The sequence below is a fragment of the Ignavibacteriota bacterium genome (assembly GCA_016708125.1).
In the GTDB taxonomy this organism is placed as follows: Bacteria; Bacteroidota; Ignavibacteria; order Ignavibacteriales; family Melioribacteraceae.
Map to the genome: position 1 here is coordinate 4,080,933 of JADJGF010000001.1, position 22,341 is coordinate 4,103,273.

Below are 22,341 nucleotides of genomic sequence, written 5' to 3' on the forward strand. Positions count from 1 at the left end.
TTATACAATTTTTAATGCATTGCTTATTGCAATTCTTCTAACTCTTGTAAAATCTTTTGGTGTACAAACTCCTTCTCCGGTTGGACTTGCAATTGTATGTGAAAAATATCCCTCGCCGGCACTTCCGCCATTTCCGGCTAAAGATGGACCATTTACAATCACAATACTTGTATCCATTTCTTGCGTAAACTTTGTAATATTTATTAAGCTATTGGAATGAATAACGGTAGTATGCCCAAAACCGTGTTCGGCTTTTTTACATTTAATTAAGCCTTCTTCAAATGAGTTTACTCTTACGATTGGCATAAACGGCATCATTTGCTCTGCAACAACAAAAGGATGATTTTCGGAAACTTCACCAAATAATAATCTAACTTCATTCGATAAATTTAATCCGCAAGCTGAAGCTAAAACGTTTGCATTTTTCCCTATAAATTCTTTTGTCCCGAAATAATGACCATTTTCATTCTTTGAAATAGCCTTCTGCGTAAGTATTTCAATCTGATTGGAATTTAGATAAACAGCACCGTTGTTTTTCATAGCTTGAACAAAATCATCAAAAACTTGGTTTAAAACGAATGTTTCTTTTTCGGCAATGCAGAGAATATTATTATCAAAAGAAGCTCCGGTAATAATACTTTTCGCAGCATTATTTAAATCAGCTGTTTGATCAACTAAAACCGGAGGATTTCCCGGTCCCGCAGCAATAACTTTTTTTCCGGCTTTAAATGCTGCTTCAACCACAGCCGGACCACCGGTTGCAACAATCAAATCAATATCTGGATGATTAAATAATTTATTTACATTTTCTAATGTTGGCTCTTTAATCATTGAAATTACATTTTCCGGTCCGCCGTTTTCAACAATTACTTTATGAAAAATTTCAATAGCATATGCTGAAACATTTTTTGCAAAAGGATGCACGCTGAAAACCACACTATTTCCTCCGGTAATTGTAATAATTATACTATTTAATAAAACCGGTATTGGATGTGTTGAAGGAGTAATTCCTGCAATAACTCCGTATGGTGCACGTTCTTCAATTACAGTTCCTTTGGAGCCAGTCCATGATCTTGTTTCCAAATCTTCCATTCCCGGAGTTGCATCCGCAGCATTATGATGTTTTGCAATTTTATCTTCAACTCTGCCCATTCCGGTTTCTTCATGTGCTTTCTTAGAAAAATCTTCAGCGTAATAATGCATAGTTTTTCTAAGTTCGGAAATTATTTTTTTCTTAATATCTGTTGAAACTTTTATCCATTTTTTTTGAGCAATTTTTGATTGGTAAATTGCATCATCTACATTTTCAAATACTCCGTTTGAGGAACTTTGTGAACTAATGATGTTTTTACTTTCTAATTCTTTTATCGCATCATTAACTAATTTTTGAATATATGTTCTGTCAATATTTGACAAATAATTTCTCCAAATATCTTTTTAATTTTTATTAAAATTAACCCAACTGATAATTTTTTGCTCTAACATTTTGAATCCAATAAGACTACTATTTATAAATAAGTATTTCGATTTAACCGAACAAACTTTTGAATTATCAATTTCCCAGCAAATTTGTCCATTTAAGTTTTTTAAATTTTGTAATCTTTTACGAAGCCTAAACGCATCATTACTAATAATAATAGCTGAACCATAAAAATTGTTTTCAACTTTATCGGAAAGTTCATCAAGTGAATTCTGAAACTCATAAAAATTAATATTTGCCGGAGCTAAAGATTCGCATTCAATCCCGAGTTTTAGTAAAATTTCTTTGGTTTTATTTTTATATGATTCATCATTAAAGTTTGCAAGTATAGCTATTTTATTGGTTTTAACTTTACCAATAATTTCATTTGCTTTACTAACATTTTTTTCATCCGAGTAAACAATTTTAATATTATTTACTTTTAAAAAATCATATGCCAAAGGTGTAATTATTGTTTTTTTAGAAGCTAATACTTTCTTAAATTTATTTAATTTAGCAAACTCTGCATCTGAAAAAGTGAAAAGTTTATTTATAAAATCCCAATTCTCATTTCCGGATTCAAAAGAATTTAAATTATTTTCAATATTTCCAAATAATTTAGCTAAAACTTTTTCAACAATAACTTTTATAAATTCTTCGCGTGAATTAAACATTTAATTTTTTAAGGACCATTTAAATTTTAAGAATACTAAGAAAAATAAATATCACAAATTTATAAAGTTATTACACCTTTTTTCAGAATAATATTTGCATAGAGAGCCATTTCACTTGAAGCAATTATTGCAAATGCATTTTCTGCTCTTCTGTAGAACTCAAATTTTTCAATGTAATCGAAATCATTAAAATATTCTTTGCTTTCAATAATTATTTTCCTAAAGTCTTCCCAAATTACCGGAACATAATTATCACCTTTCATTACTTGCATTAATCCAACCGGTTTATCCACATAAATATCAAGTGGAAAAAGTTTTAAAATTGCTTCAAGAATATCGGGAGCATTGTGTCCATCCATTCTGATAAGTCTTTTTGCTTTAGAAGCAGCCGGAAAATTTCCATCGGCAATTACAATTTCATCACCGTGTCCCATTTCACTTAAAATTTTTAGAAGATCTGCTCCAATTATTGGAGGAATATTTTTTAACATTTTTATTTTCCTAAAAATATAAAATAATTCTTTACTTACTCGTGTAAGTAAGATATATTAACTTACTAATTAAATAGCTTGTAACAAAATTTTTTTTGAAGTTCAAAACAAAATTTACTTTAATTTGGGTAAATTTTAATGATTTTGTAAGAAATATTTTATTTAAAATTTGGCAAAAGTTTATATTAAATTTTTCATTAAACCAATGAAGGATAGCAAATGAAAAAAAAAAATTTTTATTTCATACAGATATTTTTTTCAATCATATTTTTAGCATCTGCCTTATTTGCTCAAATTGAAAAAAATGAATTCATACAAGGATACAATAAAGTTATTCAGCGGGGAAATTTTCCCTATCACTCACCTCACCCAGATATTACAAAAGCTCTTCTCGTTCGTGCTAGAAAAGGTGAAATGGTAATTGAATGGCAGACTGAAGTTGTTCCAAAAAATTATAAAAACGAGTTTGTTTCATTCGTTTGGTATTTTGGAATTTCTCAAAACTCTATAAACCATTTATTTGAACTTTCTGTAAATAATAAACCATATCTAAAATTTAAAAATAACCTTGGTGCTAAAATCGGAAGTTGGGATGAGAAAGGAATTAATAATTCCCTTCTAACTTTAAAGGCTACAACAACAGATAGATACAATGATATAATGGGAATTGCAATTCTGAAAATAAATATAAATGATATAAAAATTGGTGAACCGGTAAATATAAAAGTTACCGGACTTGATGCGGAAAGTTCAGATTGGTATATGACTTTTCAAGGGAAAGTAAATTCTGATATTAGTATTATTTCAACAGATCTTGTTGCAAAAGGTGAAAATGAAAATTCAATTATTTACAAATTAAATATTGTTCATTTGGATAATCCAAAAAATATTAATATTAAAACAAACACCGGTTTTAATTTAAATTCAACAGTTAACACGGGATTTAATACTTACACAATTAGTGTTCCTTCAAGTTTTGTAAATAAAAATGTTGATGCTGAAATAAAAATTGGTGATAAAACAATTACAAAAACTTTTGAAGTAAATCCGGTAAAAGAATGGGTTGTAAATTTAGTTATGCACAGCCATACGGATATTGGTTATACACGATCTCAAACAGAAATTCTTCCGGAACATTTAAGATTTATTGATTATGCTTTAGACTTTTGCGATTTGACAGATAATTATCCGGAATATTCTAAATTTAGATGGACATGTGAAAGTGCTTGGCCGGTTTTAAAATATTTAAACAGCCGACCAAAATCTCAAATTGATAGATTTAGGAAACGTGTAAAAGAAGGAAGAATTGAACTCACAAGTATGTTATTTAATATTTCGGAAATACCGGATGAATCTTTATTAGCATCAATGTTAAAACCAGTTAAGACAATTACAGATTCTGGATTTACTATTTCCACAGCAATGCAAAATGATATTAACGGTATTGGATGGTGTTATGCAGATTATCTCAATAACGCCGGAATTAAATATTTAGTTATGGGCGAACACGGACATCGAGCAAAAATTCCGTTCAATTATCCAACAGTTTTTTGGTGGGAATCTCCAGCTGGAAATAAAATTCTTGCGTACCGTGCTGATCATTATATGACCGGAAACGTAATTGGTGCACATACCGGAAATATTGATTTTGTTCAATCACATCTAATGCAATATTTATCTAATTTAAATAAAGCTGGATATCCTTATAAAGAAGCACATTTACAAATGTCGGGATATGTTACTGATAATTCCCCGCCTTCTTTAATGGCTTGCAATTTAGCAAAAGAATGGAATGAAAAATTTGAATGGCCAAAATTAAAAATATCAACTGCTTCTAATTTTATTAAAAGTATTGAAAATCAATATGGAAATTCATTGCCGGTTCAAAAAGCAGCATGGCCTGATTGGTGGGCAGATGGTTTTGGTTCTGCGGCAAGAGAAACAATAGAATCAAGAAGAGCTCAAGCTGATTTAATTACGAATAAAGGTTTGTTAAGCATTGCTTCATTAATTGGCGCTGAAGTACCAAACAATGTAATAAAAGAATTAAATGAGATTGAAGAAAATTTATTCTTTTATGCAGAACATACGTTTGGAGCCGATGAAAGCGTAAGTAATCCAACCTCGGAAAATACAATTGTGCAATGGCTGCAAAAATCATCGTATGTTTGGGATGCAGTTAAACGCTCTAAAATTCTTAAAGAAAAAGCTATGGGTTATATTCAGCAATTTCTTCCAAAAGCTGAAACATCTACAATTGCAGTTTTTAACACATTGAATTGGAGCAGATCCGGTTTAACAAACATTTATATTGATCATCAAATTATTCCAAGAAATAAAAAATTTAAAATTGTTGATTTTGATGGAAATGAAGTTTTTGCTCAGCAGCAATCAAGTAGAGAAGATGGAACTTATTGGAGTATTTGGGCAGAAAATATTCCTCCACTTGGATATAAAATTTATAAAATTGTTATTGAGAATGAACTTGCTTCAATTCCAAATATTGAAAAAAATATTGAGGTTTTTGAAAATCAATTTTACAAAATAGAATTGGATAAAAAAGTTGGTGCAGTAAAATCAATTTTTGATAAAGAACTTAAAAATGAATTAGTTGATCAAAAAGCCGATTGGAAACTTGGTCAATTTATTTATGAGGAATTATCAAACAGAAATCAGTTGGAAAGATATACGCTTGATGATCAGCCGGTAAGAACAACTTTGGAAAATGTTGAATTTAAGGGAATTAAAAAAGGAAATATTTGGAATAGTATTTATTTATCCGGCAAAAATGAAAAATGCTCCGGCGATAAAGAAATCAATTTAGAAATTCGACTTTATAATTTTGAGAAAAAAATTGATTTTTATTTTTCAATTAATAAACTCGCAATTACTAATCCGGAAGCCGTTTATATCGCATTCCCTTTTACACTGCAGAATTCAAAAATTAATTTTGAAGCACAAGGCGGAATTGTTGAACCCGGGAAAGATCAAATTCCGGGAACTTCAACCGATTGGAATATTATTCAAAATTTTGCATCAATAAAAAATGATGAAACACAAATTATTTTTTCATCAAATGATATTCCTTTGGTTCATTTGGGCGGCTTAAATATTGGTGAATTTAATTATGTAGCAAAACTGGAAAACTCTCATATTTATTCTTGGGTTTTAAATAATTATTGGGTTACAAATTTTAGAGCAAGTCAAGATGGCGAATTAAAATGGAGTTATTCATTAACTTCTGTAAACACAAAAACGAATGAAAAAAGTTACAAATTTGGTTACGAAAATAAAATTCCTTTTGCTTCGCGCGTATTTCCGGAAGGCAAAACAGTAAATCAAAATTATAGTAAATCATTCTTATCGTTAAATGATCAGAACATTATTTTGGTTTCAGCAATGCCATTTGAGAATACAAAAAAAATAATTCTACATTTAAAAGAAATAAATGGAACAACAAGAAATATTTCACTTAATAATTTGGTAAATAAATCTGCAAAAAGTATTTATGAAGTAAATGTTCTTGGAAATAAACTAAGTGATAATAAAGACCTTCAAATAAAACCATTTGAAACAAAATTTGTGATGGTTGATTTATAGATTTAAGATTAGATAAATAAGATTTGTGATTTGTTTTTTATTGTTTGAAAATTCTTATTTGTGATTTGCGAATTGAAGTTTAATCTTTGGTGGTTTATTCAAATAATAAATCACCAAAATATTTTGGAAGATGAAAATTAGGTTTTTCTGAATTGATTAAATTCCAGCATCCGTAGTGTTCATATTTACTTTCATCACCGCATTTGTAAAAATTAGCTTTCGCTGGTTTCATTTCAAATTTCTGTTGATAATATTTTTCAAACAAGTTAAAAGGAATTGCTAATTTAATTTCCCAATAATCGTTTTCAAGTTTACCAATAAAAGGTTTTGTTAAAGTTGAAAAAACTTGAACCAATTTAACATCGTCAATCGGAAGGATTTTTCTTTTACCAATTGCGCCAAATCCAACATAAATAGTTCCGATTGCATTAATCTCAAAATTGAAATAAGCTTTTGATTTTAAAGGGAATAAATTAATGAAAAATTCCACACAAGAATCTTTGTAAACCGGATCATTTATTTTTAAATAAGTTGCGGTAATTTCATTTTCAAAAACTTTGAAATACACAAAAATATTATTTGAAGAAAAGCTGAGTTTAACTTCAACTTTTAGTTTGTAATTATTGTTCATCCACAAATAATTGTTTATTGAAATTGGTTTAATGTCATCAAAATGTATTTCATCAACATCAATTTTTAGAACATCATGAATCTTCTTTAAATGATATTTCATTTTCAAAATTTATTAATTTTTTAGGAAAAATTTTTATCTATTAAAAACAAAACCCCATCAAAAATAAATGGGGTTTTTTAATTAATTATTTAATCATGTATCTAAAAAAGACTAAAAGCTACAGTTAAACCAGACATTACAATTGCAACCATACTCATTAATTTTATAAGAATATTTAAACTTGGACCGGCTGTATCTTTAAATGGATCTCCAACAGTATCACCAATTACGGTAGCTTTATGAGCAGCAGAACCTTTACCGCCGATATTACCTTCTTCAATATATTTTTTTGCATTATCCCAAGCACCACCGGCATTTGCCATAAATATTGCAAGGACAAATCCCGTACCCAAACCGCCGACAAGCAAACCCATAACTCCAGAGACACCAAAAATTAATCCGGTTACAATTGGAGTAAATATTGCTAACATTGAAGGAACCATCATTTCTTTTTGTGCACCTTTTGTAGAAATTTCAACACATTTTGCATAATCCGGAATTGTTTTTCCTTCTAAAATTCCAGGCAATTCTTTAAACTGTCTTCTTACTTCATCAACCATTTTTTGTGCTGCACGACCAACTGCATTGATTGCTAATCCGCAGAAAATAAAAGCCATCATTGAACCAATAAAAATTCCAATAAGAACTTTTGGATTCATAAGATTTACTTCATAAAAATTCATAAAATCTTGTAATGTTGCTGTTGCTGTTTGAACCACAACCCCATTGCCTAAATCAAGTGATAATTGTCCAATTCTAATCAGACCAATTTTAATTTCTTCAATATAAGATGCTAATAAAGCCAATGCAGTTAATGCTGCGGACCCAATTGCAAAACCTTTTCCGGTAGCAGCTGTTGTATTTCCTAAAGAATCTAAGGCGTCGGTTCGTTGTCTTACTTCTCGTCCCAATCCGCTCATCTCAGCATTTCCTCCGGCATTATCAGCTATTGGACCATAAGCATCAGTTGCTAAAGTAATACCTAAAGTTGAAAGCATACCAACTGCTGCAATTCCAATTCCATATAAACCCATTCCCATATTATCAAAAGTAAATCCGGAAGCAAATAAAAATGATAAAATTATTCCAACTACAACGGCAAGAACAGGAATTGCAGTTGACATCATACCTACACCTAATCCAGAAATTATTACTGTTGCCGGACCGGTTTTTGCACTTTCCGCAATAGATTGTGTTGGAGGGTAAGATTGTGAAGTATAATATTCCGTAGCTTTTCCAATTACTATTCCGGTTACTAATCCCACAACAATTGAACCCCAAATTCCGGTAGCATTTTCAAGCTGAAGTAAGTTCAAAATAATAAATGAAAAAATTACAATTAATAGAGAGCTCAAATTCATTCCTTTTGATAAAGAATTTAAGAGTTCTTTTTGAGTTGCACCTTCTTTTGTTCTAACAAAATAAATTCCTATTAAGGATAGCACAATTCCAATTGAAGCAATAAGCATAGGTGCAATTACAGCTTTGTATTGTAAATCTGTATTTGTATAAAATGCAGAAGCTCCTAATGCAGCAGTTGCCAAAATTGATCCGCAATACGATTCATACAAATCTGCACCCATGCCGGCAACGTCACCAACATTATCACCAACATTATCAGCAATAGTTGCTGGATTTCTTGGATCGTCTTCCGGTATTCCGGCTTCAACTTTTCCAACTAGATCAGCACCAACATCTGCAGCTTTTGTATAGATTCCGCCACCTACTCTTGCAAATAAAGCTTGAGTTGAAGCACCCATTCCAAAAGTTAACATTGTTGTAGTTATTACAATTAAACTGTGTCCATCACCTTGAGTTATTGGATAAAAATATTTCAATACCAAAAACCATATAGAAATATCTAATAATCCAAGCCCAACAACTACAAGTCCCATAACGGCGCCGCTTCTAAAAGCAATAATTAGACCTTTATTTAGTGAAGTTCTTGCTGCATTTGCTGTTCTTGCTGCGGCATAGGTTGCTGTTTTCATACCAAAGAAACCGGCTAAACCGGAGAAAAATCCACCGCTAATAAAAGCAAAAGGAACCCACGGATTTTGTAATTCTAAAACGTAAGCTAAAAATGAAAAGAGCAATGTTATTATGATGAAAAAAAATAATACAACTTTATATTGTTGTTTTAAGTAAGTCATTGCACCATCCCGAACGTATTGTGCAATTTCTTTCATTTTATCTGTACCTTCGTCCTCTTTCATCATTTGTTTGAAAAATATTCGGGCAAAAATTAGGGCAAAAACAGAACCTAAAGGTATCAACCAGAAAAGAAAATCTTGCATAATTATCTCCAATAAAAAATCAAATATTCAATGTTTATTTAAATTGTACTTCTAAAACCAATTGTTAATGCCGATCTTAACCAAGCATGCTGCTTATCTTCCAATTCCTCTAAACTTGGGAAATGATAATATAATAGTTCATTTTGGCTTCCCACAAAAAATCCATTTTTGCATGTTCTGTAAAGTAAATCACTTTGAAAAAATCTCATTACAGTTTTAGTTGGTTTTTCAGGATTTTTTTGAAGTCCCACTAAGCAATCTCTCAAATGATCAATATTTGAATAAGGTAAATTTCCAATTGGTGCATTTTTAGGATCAGTAGCTAAGTTATTTAATATTAATTCAACAAAAATTAATTTTGGTACAGATACAGGTCGGCTTGTGTCAGTTATTACTTTCATAAAATCAACAGGATTGTACTTACTTGCAATTCTTGGAGTAACCGGGCAAAGCTGCTGATATAAATGCAATTCATCTTCTACTGGTCCTGGCAAATATTTTGATTTACTTAAGCCAAGTACACGACCATCATCAGTAGCCAAATACAAATCCATCAAAGCATTTAATGGCACACTTTCAAGAACGCGGTAGATTGATAAATAAAGTGATCTTTTTGGCGTTCCATCTTGATGCGGAATACAATCATTTTGCCAGCGTTCGCGCGGGAAATTTCCATCCATTAAATCTGGATCAACTTCAAAGAAAATTGCTTGTCCTCTGCTCCGTTTTTTTGTTCCAACAGCTAAATAATTTCCGAATTCTTCTGGCGGGAGCATTGATCCAATTAATGCTTCTGGTGTAAGTAACAGATATAGATATTTTTTCATAAATTCACCATTTTGGAAAGTGAATAATTATTATTTATTAACTGAGTAGGTTCTTTTTTTCTAATATTTTTTTATAAAATTTAGATAATAAAGACCTTTTAGTCCAGTTAAAATAAACAATTTTATATTTATAAACAATTTGAAGGAATGAAAATTATGTTAAGAAATTATTAAGTTTAATTTTCTTACGGAATTTTGTATAAAATATTTTTCGCTGGAAATCTCAATGGAATTTGTTTTTAAAATTCTTAAATATAATTTTGGGTACATCTAATAAAGAATAATTATCTTAATCTATTATTTTATATAGCTTTAGATACTTTCACTTAAATATTTTTTTTCATACAATTTATTTAAAAAGAAGTTGTGAAAATTCATACAAATATTCTCGCCATTTATCCCAAGTATGACCGCCAGAAGTTTCATTGTAAATAACTTCAAAATTGTGCCTTTTTAATGCTGCAACAGTACTTTTTGTTGTTTCAAGAAGAAAATCGTCTTTCCCGGTTGCAAACCAAATCAATTTTAAATTTTTCTTTAAATCTTCTTTATCTAAAATCTCTAAATTATTGTTTTCCCAATCTTTACCCATGTTAGCTAAAAATGAATCTCCGCCATTTATTCCAAAAATTCCGGAACTAAACACGCCTATGTATCCATAATCTTGCAAATTAGGAATTGCAATATTTAAAGTATGTCCGCCTCCCATTGATAATCCGGCAATAGCTCTATTTTCTGAATTATCTATTGTCCTATAATTTTTTTCAATAAATGGTTTAATATCGTTAAGGAAATCTTCAATAAATTCATCTTTTATCGGACTGGGTGTTCTAAATTGAAATGATTTAGTGTGACCAGCCGGCATAACAATTATCATTGGTTTTACTTTATTTTCAGCTAATAAATTATCAATTATAAAACCCGCTCTGCCAACTGTTGTCCAAGCATCATCACAATCAAATGCTCCGTGTAATAAATAAAAAACGGGATATTTTTCATCATTATTATGGTAATCTGGAGGAGTATAAACATGCATTCTTCTATTTTTGTTAAGCGATTTTGAAAAATAATTTATTTCCGAAATTGCTCCGTGAGGAATATTTTTATTATCTGTAAACTCCGCACCTTTTAAATAGAATAAGCTCCACAAATTCATGTTTGATTCACTTATTTCCGTATTTTTTGGATCAATTATTGAAATTCCATCAACATTGAAATTATATCTGTATGCTCCGGGATTGATCGGTCCTAAAGTTACAGACCAAACTCCATTTTCTTTTTTTATCATTTTACCAATTGCTTGAATATTCGGAATATCTCCACCGCCAATACTAACATTTTTTGCTTCGGGAGCATAAATGCTGAATGTTACTTTATTATTGGAATGAATTAAAATTGAGCTAAGCGTATCATTTGGTGTGGGTTTATAGTTTTGTGCGGTTAATATTGTTGATATTAAAATCATAGAGCAAAGTATTTTTTGTAAATTTTTCATTGTATTGACTTAATTTAGTAATTAAATTTATTTAGTTCAGTAATGATTTGTTATTTCCATTTTCAAAAAAATGAATTTTAGTTTTGTTTAAGTTCAGATTAACTTCAGTCCCGATTTTCATTTCTTTATCTGTAACAATCCTTGCAATTAATTGTTTCTCTTCAAATGTAAAATAAACATAAGTTTCGTTACCTAAAGGTTCAGAAAGTTCTATTTTTATTTCTATTTTCAAACTATCATTTTGAAATTCATTTGTTAAACGAAAGTCCTCAGGTCTAATTCCAATAGTAATATTCTGCTCAATATATTTTTCAAGTTTTTCAACTTGATCCGAGTTTAATTCAAATATTAAATGGCTGTTTTCCGAAACAAATTTAAGTTTATTTTCTTTTTCAATTTTTCCTTCAATAAAATTCATTGCGGGACTTCCAATAAAACCAGCAACAAATTTATTGATAGGTTTATTGTACAAATTCATTGGTGAATCAATTTGCTGAATTTCTCCATTATTTAGAATAACAATTTTATCTCCCATCGTCATCGCTTCAGTTTGATCATGAGTTACATAAATCATTGTTGTACCAAGTTTTTTATGAAGTTTAGAAATTTCCGTTCGCATTTGAACTCTTAATTTGGCATCCAAATTACTAAGTGGTTCATCAAATAAAAAAACTTTAGGATTTCTTACAATTGCTCTTCCCAAAGCAACTCGTTGACGCTGCCCGCCGGAAAGCTGCTTCGGTTTTCTATCTAACATTTCCGAAAGTCCTAAAATTTCGCTCGCATCATTTACACGTTTTTTAATTTCTTCTCTGCTGAATTTTCTAAGTTTCAATCCGAATGAAATATTTTCAAAAACGCTCATATGTGGATAAAGTGCATAATTCTGAAAAACCATTGCAATATCTCTATCTTTTGGCGAAACATTATTTACAAGCTTTGAATCAATATAAATTTCACCTTTTGTGATATCTTCAAGACCGGCAATCATTCTAAGAATTGTTGATTTTCCACATCCGGATGGACCAACCAAAACTACAAACTCTCCGTTTGATATTTCAATATTTACATCTTTAACTGCAAAATTTTTCTGATCGTAAGATTTGAAAAGATTTTTTATTGATAGATTTGCCATAATTATTAATTTAGTATTTTATAAAAACATTACTTGAAATTATTATTTTTTACAAATTGTTTTTCTTAACAAATCCTAAGTTCTTTAATCCATTTTGAATTACTGGATCTTTCATACAATATTCCCAAACAAAACCGGTTTTATAATTCTCAATCATAATTACAATTGGACCCTGATCAATGCCCAAATAATCATTATCAACCCAATTCAAAGTAGGATTAAATGAATCTTTAAATCCATATTTATCCCACAAACCTTTTGAGCCGTATTTATCTCTAAAATTCATAATTGTAGGAACAACAATTTCCGGTGCAAATGGAATTGAGGAAATTGCGCCAGTAGGAGCAATTGTTCCATCATCCAAAGAACCACGGAATGGATAACTTGGGCCCCGCTCACCATACCCTTGATAAATTCGCCTATCTAAATCTTGAAGTTCATCAGCCGGTCCATCGCATGCTGTTAATCCCCAAGTCAAAGAATCGTAACCAACCCAATTTTTGGGATTCTCAATTGCATATTTTTGCTGAGACAATGTTGCTCTTCGCGAATTTTCAAAATAATCTATACCTTTTTCCATCATGTATTCATCATAAATATTTCTATAATCTATAAAACAATTTGACCACTGAAATGCAAAAAGTGCCGGAAAACATGCATGATCCAAGCCTTGATATGGTGCATACCAATTATAATGTTTTAGCCAAGCTGCATAAGCTGATTTGTGATTTTTATATCCGCTTCCGGCAGCTAAAACATATAAATAATGTCCTTCATTAAAACCAGTCCAACTCATATTTCCAAAACCCAATTCCGGATGCCACCCCATTGTAACTGCGCCTCCAAAGAATCCTTCGGATTCCGGTTTTGTCCACCAATCCCAATTCATTCTAAAAGTTAAGGAATCTGCGGTTTCTCTAATAAACTTTTCTTTCTCATTTTCTTTATTATAATACATTCTTGCAAATCGAATTCCGGCTAAAAGCCAAGACGTATCAATAGAAGAAAGTTCACATTTACCAATTCTTTTCCCGGTTTGCATATCCAAAAAATGATAATAAAATCCGTTATACCCAGTTGCGTCCGGTTCCATACTTTGTTCAGAATTAATTAAAAATTTCATGAGATTATAAGTTAATTCAACGGCTTTTTCTCTACCGATCCAATTCTTTTCAGCGCCAATTGCCCAAATTGGAATAGCAAAACCAACTGCAGCAATGCTTGATGGAGAATCTTTAGTCGATCTATCTTTAACAAGTCCATTCTCCGGATTAACTTCATTAACAAAATATTTAAAGGAATAATACTGCAAAGTATCAAGAAATTTTTCTTGATCTGAAGTTAAAGTAAATTTTTTCTCAGTTATTACGTTTTCATTTTCTTTGCAATTGAAAAAAGTAATGACAACTAAAATTAAAATTAAGTATTTCATACGCCTTTTCTTTCTTTTAATAATTTGAAATAAATAAAATTAGTTTTTGCATCCGCACGAACTACCAATAATTAAACTTGTACCTAAATTATGTGTAAGTGGTAAATTTGGATCTACTTCTTTATTTATCATTTTCAATAAATATTGAACTGCATTGCTTGCCAAAAGTCCGATTGGAACTTTAACAGTTGTTAATCTTGGAGAAATTATTTGCGAAAGAAAAATATTATCAAAGCCGGCAACGGCAATGTTATTTGGAATTTTAACATTGAGTAATTTAGCAGATTGATAAATCCCCACAGCCATCATATCATTTGCGGCAAAAATAGCTTCCGGTTTATTTTTTTGACTATATAATTTTTGAAAACCTTTATATCCGGAGCCAATTGTAAAATCTCCATTATAAATAATTTCATCTGAAAAATTTAATCCGCTTTCATCCAATGCTTTTTTATACCCGTTAAATCTATCTTCAGCTTCACAGTTACCTTCCGGACCTTTTATCATTCCGATTTTTTTATATCCATGCGAAATTAAATGTTCAACAATTGATTTTGCTCCATTGAAATTATCAACAGTAAAATTTACAATATTATTTAAATTTTTACTCGAATTTAAAAACACAATTGGTTTCTGTCTATGTTTAGAAATTAATTCAATTCGTTTATTTAATTTTGGCGCCATTAAAATAATTCCGTCAACTCTGCTTGTAGCCATAAATTCTATAACAGTTTCAATTTCATCCCGCTGACTGTATGTACTTGAAACCATCAAATATTTATTTGCTTTGTGTACTTCATCATCAATATTATGGATTACATTCATGAAAAAATCGCCGTCTAATTCCGGAAGAATCAACCCAATTGTATCAGTTCTTTTTGTTGATAAACTTCTTGCTAAGTGACTTGGCCTATACTCAAACTGATCTGCAATTTTTAATATTTTTTCTTTTGTAGAATCTTTAATAGATAAGCTTCCGCTTAAAGCTCTTGATACTGTTGCGGTAGAAACACCGGCTTCTTTTGCAATTGTAAGAATGTTTAAATTTTTCATTTATTAAAAAATATGGATTATTAATTTTATCATTTAATACTTCCCATCATTATTCCTTTTATATAATAACGCTGTAACGCTAAAAATACTATTATCACTGGAATAATTGTAATAACCGATCCGGCCATCATAAGTTCCGGATCTTTTGTGTGTTCGCCCATTAAATTAGCAAGTGCAACTGGCAAAGTGTACATTGAGTTATCAGTTAATGCAATTAACGGCCATAGGAAATCATTCCAAACTCCCATAAAAGTAAAAATTGCAAGTGTAACTAAAATTGGTTTCGCAAGCGGAAGAATTATTTTAAAGTAAATTTGAAAATCAGTTGCTCCGTCTATTCTTGCAGCTTCAATTAAACTATCCGGAATTGACATAGCATATTGACGAATTAAGAATATTCCAAAAATATTTGCTAAGCCGGGAATCACAATAGCCATATATGTATTTATCAAACCAAAACTTTTCAACATTAAAAATAAAGGCAGCATTGTAACTTGCGCCGGAATAATCATTGAACTCAAAAGTAGTTTAAATAATTTATCTCTTCCTGCAAATCTATATTTTGCAAATGCAAAACCAGCCATTGAGTTAAAAAATAATGAAACAAGAGTTACAATTAATGAAAGAACTAAACTATTCATAAAATTTGTTGCAACATTTAAGCGAGTAAATAAAATATTATATTGATCATAAATAATTTGTTCTGGAAAAAATCTTGGCGGATAAACGCTTGCCTGCCCGTCTGTCATTAATGACGCGGATATCATCCAAAAAAAAGGTGCGATTGTTATAAATCCTGTTACAGTTAAAAATAAATAGAGTAGGATTTTTTTCACTAATCAAACTCCGTTGTTTTTTGAATTTTAAATTGAATAATTGTTGCAATAAAAATTATAAAGAATAGTACAAATGCAATTGAAGCTGAATAACCCATATTCCACCAGCGAAATCCTTCATTATACATATACAAAACAATGCTCAATGTACTATTTAATGGTCCACCTTGAGTCATTACATAAGGCTCTGCAAATAATTGAAAATATCCAATCATTGTGATTATACTTATAAACAGTGTTGTTGGCGCTAACATTGGAATTGTAATTGATTTAAATTTTTGCCATCCTGATGCGCCTTCCAACTCAGCAGCCTCATATAAATATTGTGGAATATTTTGCAATCCGGCAATAAATATTATCATATTATATCCAAAATTTTTCCAGACCGACATTATAACAATTGCGGGTAATGCTAAATTCGGATCTCCAAGCCAATCAATAGGATTTACCCCAATAAAATCAAGCATAAAATTTAGTATCCCAAATTTGGGATGATAAATAAATCTCCATATTATTGATACAGCAATTAAAGTAGTAACAACCGGAAGAAAATAAGTAAGTCTGAAAATTCCTTTAAACCTTACCAGTTTTGAATTTAAAAGCATTGCAGCTCCGAGCGAAACCGCAATAGAAAGCGGTCCGGCAAAAATAACGAAGTAGAATGTGTTTTTTAATGCCTGCCAAAAAAGCTGATCATAAAATAAATTAATATAATTTTTAAAACCTACAAATCTTGCATTTGAATAATCACTAAGCGAATAAATATCAAAATCTGTAAAACTTATTACAAATGCTGAAATAACCGGAATAAAAAAAAACGCAAATATTGCCGTCATTGCAGGAGCAAGAAAAATATAAGCAGCAGATAATTTATTTTTTGAATCAAGATTCATATTAATAAAATTTGTTTATTATTTTTTACTTAACATCCATCTTCTCTTTTCAAGAATATTATTTACATCTCCATCTAAAGCTTTTAAAGCTTCGTCTATTGTCATTGAATTTCGAGCAGCCATTTCTGCATACTGCTGAATTTTTGAAAATGCAATTTGCTCCCATTCGGTAATTTTGGGTGTTTCGGTTACATTATGAAATTGATTGAAGAAAGCCTGCATAAATTCATTTTGAGAAAAAGTTGAATCTTCCCATGCCTGCTTCACTGAAGGAAGATCATTTATTAATAAATAAAATTCCAACTGAATTTTCGGATCAGATAAAAATTCAACAAGTTTCCATACAGAATCTTTATTTTCAGATTTATTGTAAATAACTAAACTTGATCCGCCGGCTAAAGAAGTACCTGGATAACTTCCATATTTGGCGGGCATTGCAGCAGTTCCCCATTTACTTTCTAAATCTCCTTTCATCCATTTTTTAAATTCCGGAATATTCCAAGGACCAGAAATGTACATCGAAAAATATTCTTCAGCAAAAGCTTGATAAACATTTGTAACTTGAGAAATTCCAATTGGAGCTAATTTTTCTTTGTGAAATTTTATTAAGTATTCAAATGCTTCTTTGAATTCCGGTTCGCTGAAGGCTCCGTAACTATTATTGTTTTTAAGTATTGATGATTTATTCTGCAGCGCAAAAATTATAAAACTTGCCCACTCGTTTGTCGGAAGATAAATTGCATACTTTTCTTCACCCTTAAAATTAGCTTTAATTTTTTTTGATGCATCGTATAATTCTTCCCAAGTTTTAGGGAAAGTTTTATATCCGGCTTTTTCTAAAATATCTTTACGATAAAAAATAATTCTTGTATCAATATACCATGGAATTCCGAATATAGAATTTTCAATTACATTTGTATTCCAAATTCCTTCAAAATAATTTTGTTTTTTTATTGTTGAGGATTTACTAAGAAATTGATCGAGATTTTCTAAAGCATCTAAAGCGACAAACTGCGGGACCCAAGTATTTCCTAGTTGAAACAGATCAGGTAAATTATCGCTGGCATATGCGGAAATTAATTTTTCTTGCGCAGCCGTCCACGGAATTGCTTGAACATCAACTTTTATATTTGGATGAAGTTTGTAAAATTTCGGAAGCAGCTTTTGTACATATTCTCCTTCGGCTCCCATTCCCCAAAATTTAATTGTTGTTATATTATTTTCTTGTTTTCTTTCACTGCAAGAAATTAATAGCAAAATTAAAATGGGTAATATTTTTAAAAGTGAATTCACTTTATCATTTCATCAAAATCATTTTTTTTGTTTCAATAAAATTACTGGCTCGCAAAGTATAATAATAAATTCCGCTTGATAAATTTTCTGCATTAAATTCTATTTGATAATTGCCGGGATTCTGGTTTTCATTTACCAATGTTTTTACTTCTCTTCCCAAAATATCATATATTTTTAAAGTTATTTTCACATCGTCATTTCGAGAAGCTTGCGACGAGAAATCTCTGAGATTTCTCACTTCGTTCGAAATGACTGCAACAGAAGGTACGGAGTATACAATTGTTGTTGTTGGATTAAATGGATTTGGATAATTTTGATCAAGACTAAACTTTGTAGGAATTTCAATATTATTTTCAATGTCAGTTGGTGTTTCAGAATCAAAAAATGGAGGATATGCATTAAATATTTTTTTGATATCGGGATCATTCATAAATAAATTCCATAATAACTGAGATCTATAATTCTCAATCATACAAACAATTGGACCTTGATCTATTGCCAAATATCCATCACTAAACCATTCACCATTTACGCCATTTGAAGAATATGTTAAATTAAAAGCATCTTTAAATCCATACTTCCCCCATAATTTATCTTTAAATGTTCTGTAAAAATATTTCACTGCTTGGGTTGAAGCATAAGGTGTATAAGGCATTGAAGAAAGTGCGGCAGTCGGAGAAATTGTACCATTATCATTATTCATCGGTTCGTGTGCAGTATATCCAACACCTGGAATTGAATAACTGGCTGTTAAACCCCAGCATTCATCGCTGTATCCAACATGATTTTTAGGATTATCAATACAATAGTTCAGATTGATTAAACTTTGATTCATATTTTGTCCAAAATAATTTGCATATAAATCTCTTTTTACTCGGGGATCAAAACCAATAAAAGAATAATGTGTGAAAAATAATGGACCACCATAACCTCCACCTACAGAAAGTGTAATTCCATATTTTGGCGTTCCGGTATATTTAATATTTCCATTATTTCCCCACCCGCTTGCATAGTATTGAGTTGATATTGGATAAGTTGGAGAAGCCAATGCCAGCAAGTACGGCATCAATGTTTCGTTCCATCCGTGAAAAATAAATGCATCACTAAAATCGAAACCTAATGTTGGCGACCAATTCCAATAAAGACCGGACGAGCTATTTCTATAAAAATTCCAATCTACATTTTCCCAAAGCTGAGTAATTAAATTTCTAATTTCACTTTCTGTCGAATCTGATTGATCAAAATATTGTCTTGCACATAATAAACCTTGAACCATAAATCCGGTTTCAACAATATCTCCGCCGTTTTGTGCTCCAAAGTTTATAACTTTTCCGGTTGTACCATTAAACCAATGCGGGAAAGCTCCGTGGAATTTATCCATTTTATTCTGCATAAAATCTGCAATTTTTAAAATTCTTTCGGCACCTTGTTCTCGTGTAATAAAGTTTCGTTCAATGCCAACAAGAATTGCCATTACGCCAAAACCGCCGCCGCCGATTGTATTAGTTTTATCCGATTCATCGGGGTGCCAGCGCTCGCGGGCAACTCCTGAAGTTGGATCGCCCCAATCCCAGAAATATCTAAAGGTTGCACGCTGAACCATATCCATAAATTCATCATCCGTAATTTCACTTGTCAAAATTTCAACTTCTTCACTTAATGGAGAAACATTTCCAGCATTATCCATTGATTGAATTTTATATTTTTCACTTTTATTAACTGTACCAAGCCAAATCATTTTATTATTTAAATTATTTGAAAGTATTTCGGAAAATGTATAAATGGATCCATTCCATTTATATAGAATATAATTTTTTATATCTGAGCTTTCTTCAATATCCCAATACAAATCGCCATGTAATTCATAAGAATATGCTCTAAAATTATTAGGTGTTTGCGGTGGGATTGTATCTTGTGCAAATATAAAATTATTCATCATCACAAAAACAATAAAACAATAAATATTTTTTTTCGTCATATATCCCCTTATAAACAAATTCAATTTGATAAATAAAAAATCATTTTTACATTTTAATAATATTTATGGAAAATTTATTTTGAGAAATAATTTTACTTTTATTTTTCAATTGAAAAATAATTTCATGCTTTCCTATATCAACCCAATTTGGGAATTTAATATTCATACTTTCAAAATGTTTGAAAATAATTGAATTGGGATATACATTTAAGTCAGTTACATTTCCAATATTTTTTTTGTCAATTAAAATCTCGAGCAAACAATTCATTATTTCATTGTATGTATCATTTATAATATGAAAATCAAAATTAATTTTTGATTCTTTGAAATACTGATCTTGCCTTAAATTTACCGAAAGTAAAATTGGTTCATAACATTCTTTCAATGTATTGAAACCATTTTTCTTTTCAAGATAATAATCAATAACCGACCAAGTTATAGAAGGCCAGCAATCAACAAACATAAATTGAAAAATTCCGGTAATTCCTTCATTCTTTTTTCTTCTATAAAAATGAATTGCTGTTCGTAAAAGTTCCGATTGATAATTTTGCGAATTTTCGATGAACTCATCAATATTTTTTCCGGTTTGAACTTTTGCAATATTATAAGTTGTGTCAGGCTGAAAATCATGATACTTCCAAAATTCAATATCCGGTGGAAATAATTTGTTTTCCGGAATAAATTTTTCTAAAGAATTTTTATTCGGCAAACCTTGAGCACCAAACTCTGTCACTAACGGTCCCATTGGTGCTGCAGCAAAATGCTCTTTATTTCCCCAATACCAGCCGTCGTATGGATGTTCTTCATAATTTGATGCAAGTCTTATTATTCTTGATTGATCTTCACTTTGCACTGCATTGTACAGCAATTTATCTAAAGAATTAATTTGTTCGCCGGGTTCATTATGACAACACCAAAATGCAATTGAAGGATGATTATAAAATTGATTTACCATTTCTTTAATTTGACAAACAGCATTTGCAGCAAATTTTTCCGATTCATCATAAGTCCATTGCAAAGCAAAATCTTGCCAAAGTAAAATTCCGATTCTGTCAAATTCATCATAAAGTTCTTTTCTATTTACATGAGCATGAATACGAACAATATTAATGTTTGCTTCTTTTATAAGATTTACAATTTTTGCAATTCTTTCGTTTTTTAGTTCGCTTAAAAATTGAGTTGGAATTATATTTGTTCCTCTTAAAAACAATTCTTTATCATTTAAGAAAAACCGACATTGGGAATCTAAGAAAATTTTTCTTACCGCAAATTTTTCACTAAATGAAATAAATTTATGAATGTTTATATCGAGATCATACAATTCCGGCTTGCCTAAATCCCAACTCCACCAAAGTATTGGGTTTGAAATTTCGAAAATAATATTTACAATTGATTGATTTGGTTGGATAAATATTTCTTGGAAATATTCAGTTTTTCTTTTTTTTGAATCAATTGCAGTAAATGATATTTTTGGTTTAACTGGCGAATTTAAATTTGATTTATAAGAAATTTCTACTTGAATTTTTGCACTTTTAAAATCTTGACTTAAATGAGTTGAAATTTTTGTGTTTTCAATAAATATTTTTTCATTAAAAAACAATTCAACATCATTCCAAATTCCGCCGGTATTTTGATCCTGCCCATATTCTAAACTCCATGCGCCCGGTCTGCAATCGTGGTGATTAAAAATTCCTTTTATTAATTGTTTTTTTAACGGCCAAACTTTTCCCGGTTCTTCATTTGGAGAATTTACTTTTACCGTTAAAATATTTGTTTCGTTAAATTTTAATTTGTTTGTTACATCAAAATAAAATGTTTGAAAATATCCTTCATGATTTTCAAGGAATTTTCCGTTTAACCAAATATCCGCAAAATAATCAACACCCTTAAACTTCAATATTGATAGGGTTTCATCCAGTTTCTTTTTATTTATTCTAAATGATTTTTGAAACCAAACCGATCCGGAAAAATTATGCAATCCAGCCAATTCCCAATTAATTGGGAGTTCCATAACGTTAGTTTTTTCTGATTGAAAAAGTTTATTAATTTTTGAAAAAGTAAAATTGGAATTTGAATCTTCAATATAATTCCATTTTCCGTTTAAACTCATTTTTGGCATTTCATTTACCGAATGTGAAAATTTAT

General features: G+C 30.3%; 16 protein-coding genes. 1 reads left to right on the forward strand and 15 read right to left on the reverse strand.

Translation table 11 applies throughout. The features are described 5' to 3' along the window. Genes IPH62_17455 through IPH62_17465 form a run of 3 tightly spaced genes read right to left on the reverse strand, consistent with a single transcriptional unit; the run spans position 1 to position 2,624 of the window. Positions 1–1,416, reverse strand: coding sequence for an aldehyde dehydrogenase (locus IPH62_17455; GenBank protein ID MBK7107062.1), 1,416 nt, complete (start codon positions 1,414–1,416; stop codon positions 1–3). 21 nt (positions 1,417–1,437) lie between these two features. Further along, entirely contained in the window at positions 1,438–2,133 is a 696-nt protein-coding gene (locus tag IPH62_17460; GenBank protein MBK7107063.1) for a hypothetical protein, read from the reverse strand. 59 nt (positions 2,134–2,192) lie between these two features. Then, positions 2,193–2,624 (reverse strand): fucose isomerase, encoded by a 432-nt coding sequence (locus IPH62_17465; GenBank protein MBK7107064.1) that lies wholly within the window; start codon positions 2,622–2,624, stop codon positions 2,193–2,195. Positions 2,625–2,843: 219 nt separating this feature from the next. Between IPH62_17465 and IPH62_17470 the strand changes: the two genes are divergently transcribed. Next, positions 2,844–6,224, forward strand: a complete 3,381-nt coding sequence (locus tag IPH62_17470) for a glycosyl hydrolase family 38 (protein ID MBK7107065.1) — start codon at positions 2,844–2,846, stop codon at positions 6,222–6,224. Positions 6,225–6,318: 94 nt separating this feature from the next. On the opposite strand, the gene IPH62_17475 is transcribed toward IPH62_17470, so the two are convergent. The 12 genes from IPH62_17475 to IPH62_17530 all read right to left on the reverse strand — a co-directional run bounded on the left by IPH62_17475 (position 6,319) and on the right by IPH62_17530 (position 22,315). Then, positions 6,319–6,957, reverse strand: coding sequence for a hypothetical protein (locus tag IPH62_17475; GenBank protein ID MBK7107066.1), 639 nt, complete (start codon positions 6,955–6,957; stop codon positions 6,319–6,321). Between the two features lie 101 nt (positions 6,958–7,058). After that, a complete protein-coding gene (locus tag IPH62_17480) occupies positions 7,059–9,254 on the reverse strand; it encodes a sodium-translocating pyrophosphatase (GenBank protein ID MBK7107067.1) in 2,196 nt (731 codons plus the stop codon). A gap of 38 nt (positions 9,255–9,292) precedes the next feature. Further along, complete coding sequence (locus tag IPH62_17485) at positions 9,293–10,081, reverse strand: hypothetical protein (protein MBK7107068.1); 789 nt, start codon at positions 10,079–10,081, stop codon at positions 9,293–9,295. 349 nt (positions 10,082–10,430) lie between these two features. After that, positions 10,431–11,576 (reverse strand): esterase, encoded by a 1,146-nt coding sequence (locus tag IPH62_17490; protein ID MBK7107069.1) that lies wholly within the window; start codon positions 11,574–11,576, stop codon positions 10,431–10,433. 31 nt (positions 11,577–11,607) lie between these two features. Continuing rightward, a complete protein-coding gene (gene ugpC, locus IPH62_17495; protein MBK7107070.1) occupies positions 11,608–12,711 on the reverse strand; it encodes a sn-glycerol-3-phosphate ABC transporter ATP-binding protein UgpC in 1,104 nt (367 codons plus the stop codon). Between the two features lie 49 nt (positions 12,712–12,760). After that, positions 12,761–14,143 carry a Tat pathway signal protein gene (locus IPH62_17500; protein ID MBK7107071.1) on the reverse strand — a complete coding sequence of 461 codons (1,383 nt, stop codon included), beginning with the start codon at positions 14,141–14,143 and terminating at the stop codon, positions 12,761–12,763. Between the two features lie 39 nt (positions 14,144–14,182). Beyond that, the gene (locus IPH62_17505) at positions 14,183–15,196 is read right to left on the reverse strand and encodes a LacI family DNA-binding transcriptional regulator (GenBank protein ID MBK7107072.1); all 1,014 of its coding nucleotides are present in this window, start codon (positions 15,194–15,196) and stop codon (positions 14,183–14,185) included. A 29-nt stretch (positions 15,197–15,225) separates the two neighbouring features. Then, on the reverse strand, positions 15,226–15,963 hold the full coding sequence (locus IPH62_17510) for a carbohydrate ABC transporter permease (protein ID MBK7107073.1): 738 nt from the start codon (positions 15,961–15,963) through the stop codon (positions 15,226–15,228). Between the two features lie 68 nt (positions 15,964–16,031). After that, positions 16,032–16,925 (reverse strand): sugar ABC transporter permease, encoded by an 894-nt coding sequence (locus IPH62_17515; protein MBK7107074.1) that lies wholly within the window; start codon positions 16,923–16,925, stop codon positions 16,032–16,034. A gap of 18 nt (positions 16,926–16,943) precedes the next feature. After that, the gene (locus IPH62_17520; protein ID MBK7107075.1) at positions 16,944–18,218 is read right to left on the reverse strand and encodes a sugar ABC transporter substrate-binding protein; all 1,275 of its coding nucleotides are present in this window, start codon (positions 18,216–18,218) and stop codon (positions 16,944–16,946) included. A gap of 4 nt (positions 18,219–18,222) precedes the next feature. After that, a complete protein-coding gene (locus tag IPH62_17525) occupies positions 18,223–20,196 on the reverse strand; it encodes a T9SS type A sorting domain-containing protein (protein ID MBK7107076.1) in 1,974 nt (657 codons plus the stop codon). A gap of 46 nt (positions 20,197–20,242) precedes the next feature. Continuing rightward, positions 20,243–22,315: a beta galactosidase jelly roll domain-containing protein gene (locus IPH62_17530; protein MBK7107077.1), complete on the reverse strand. Its 2,073-nt coding sequence runs from the start codon at positions 22,313–22,315 to the stop codon at positions 20,243–20,245. Positions 22,316–22,341 lie beyond the last annotated feature (26 nt).

Coding starts and splice junctions, on each gene's coding strand:
- IPH62_17475 (MBK7107066.1), bottom strand. CDS start 6,957: ATGAAATATCATTTAAAGAAGATTCATGATGTTCTAAAAATTGATGTT.
- IPH62_17490 (MBK7107069.1), bottom strand. CDS start 11,576: ATGAAAAATTTACAAAAAATACTTTGCTCTATGATTTTAATATCAACA.
- IPH62_17500 (MBK7107071.1), bottom strand. CDS start 14,143: ATGAAATACTTAATTTTAATTTTAGTTGTCATTACTTTTTTCAATTGC.
- IPH62_17515 (MBK7107074.1), bottom strand. CDS start 16,925: ATGAATCTTGATTCAAAAAATAAATTATCTGCTGCTTATATTTTTCTT.
- IPH62_17460 (MBK7107063.1), bottom strand. CDS start 2,133: ATGTTTAATTCACGCGAAGAATTTATAAAAGTTATTGTTGAAAAAGTT.
- IPH62_17465 (MBK7107064.1), bottom strand. CDS start 2,624: ATGTTAAAAAATATTCCTCCAATAATTGGAGCAGATCTTCTAAAAATT.
- IPH62_17525 (MBK7107076.1), bottom strand. CDS start 20,196: ATGACGAAAAAAAATATTTATTGTTTTATTGTTTTTGTGATGATGAAT.
- IPH62_17470 (MBK7107065.1), top strand. CDS start 2,844: ATGAAAAAAAAAAATTTTTATTTCATACAGATATTTTTTTCAATCATA.
- IPH62_17510 (MBK7107073.1), bottom strand. CDS start 15,963: ATGATATCCGCGTCATTAATGACAGACGGGCAGGCAAGCGTTTATCCG.
- IPH62_17480 (MBK7107067.1), bottom strand. CDS start 9,254: ATGCAAGATTTTCTTTTCTGGTTGATACCTTTAGGTTCTGTTTTTGCC.
- IPH62_17505 (MBK7107072.1), bottom strand. CDS start 15,196: ATGAAAAATTTAAACATTCTTACAATTGCAAAAGAAGCCGGTGTTTCT.
- IPH62_17530 (MBK7107077.1), bottom strand. CDS start 22,315: ATGCCAAAAATGAGTTTAAACGGAAAATGGAATTATATTGAAGATTCA.
- ugpC (MBK7107070.1), bottom strand. CDS start 12,711: ATGGCAAATCTATCAATAAAAAATCTTTTCAAATCTTACGATCAGAAA.
- IPH62_17485 (MBK7107068.1), bottom strand. CDS start 10,081: ATGAAAAAATATCTATATCTGTTACTTACACCAGAAGCATTAATTGGA.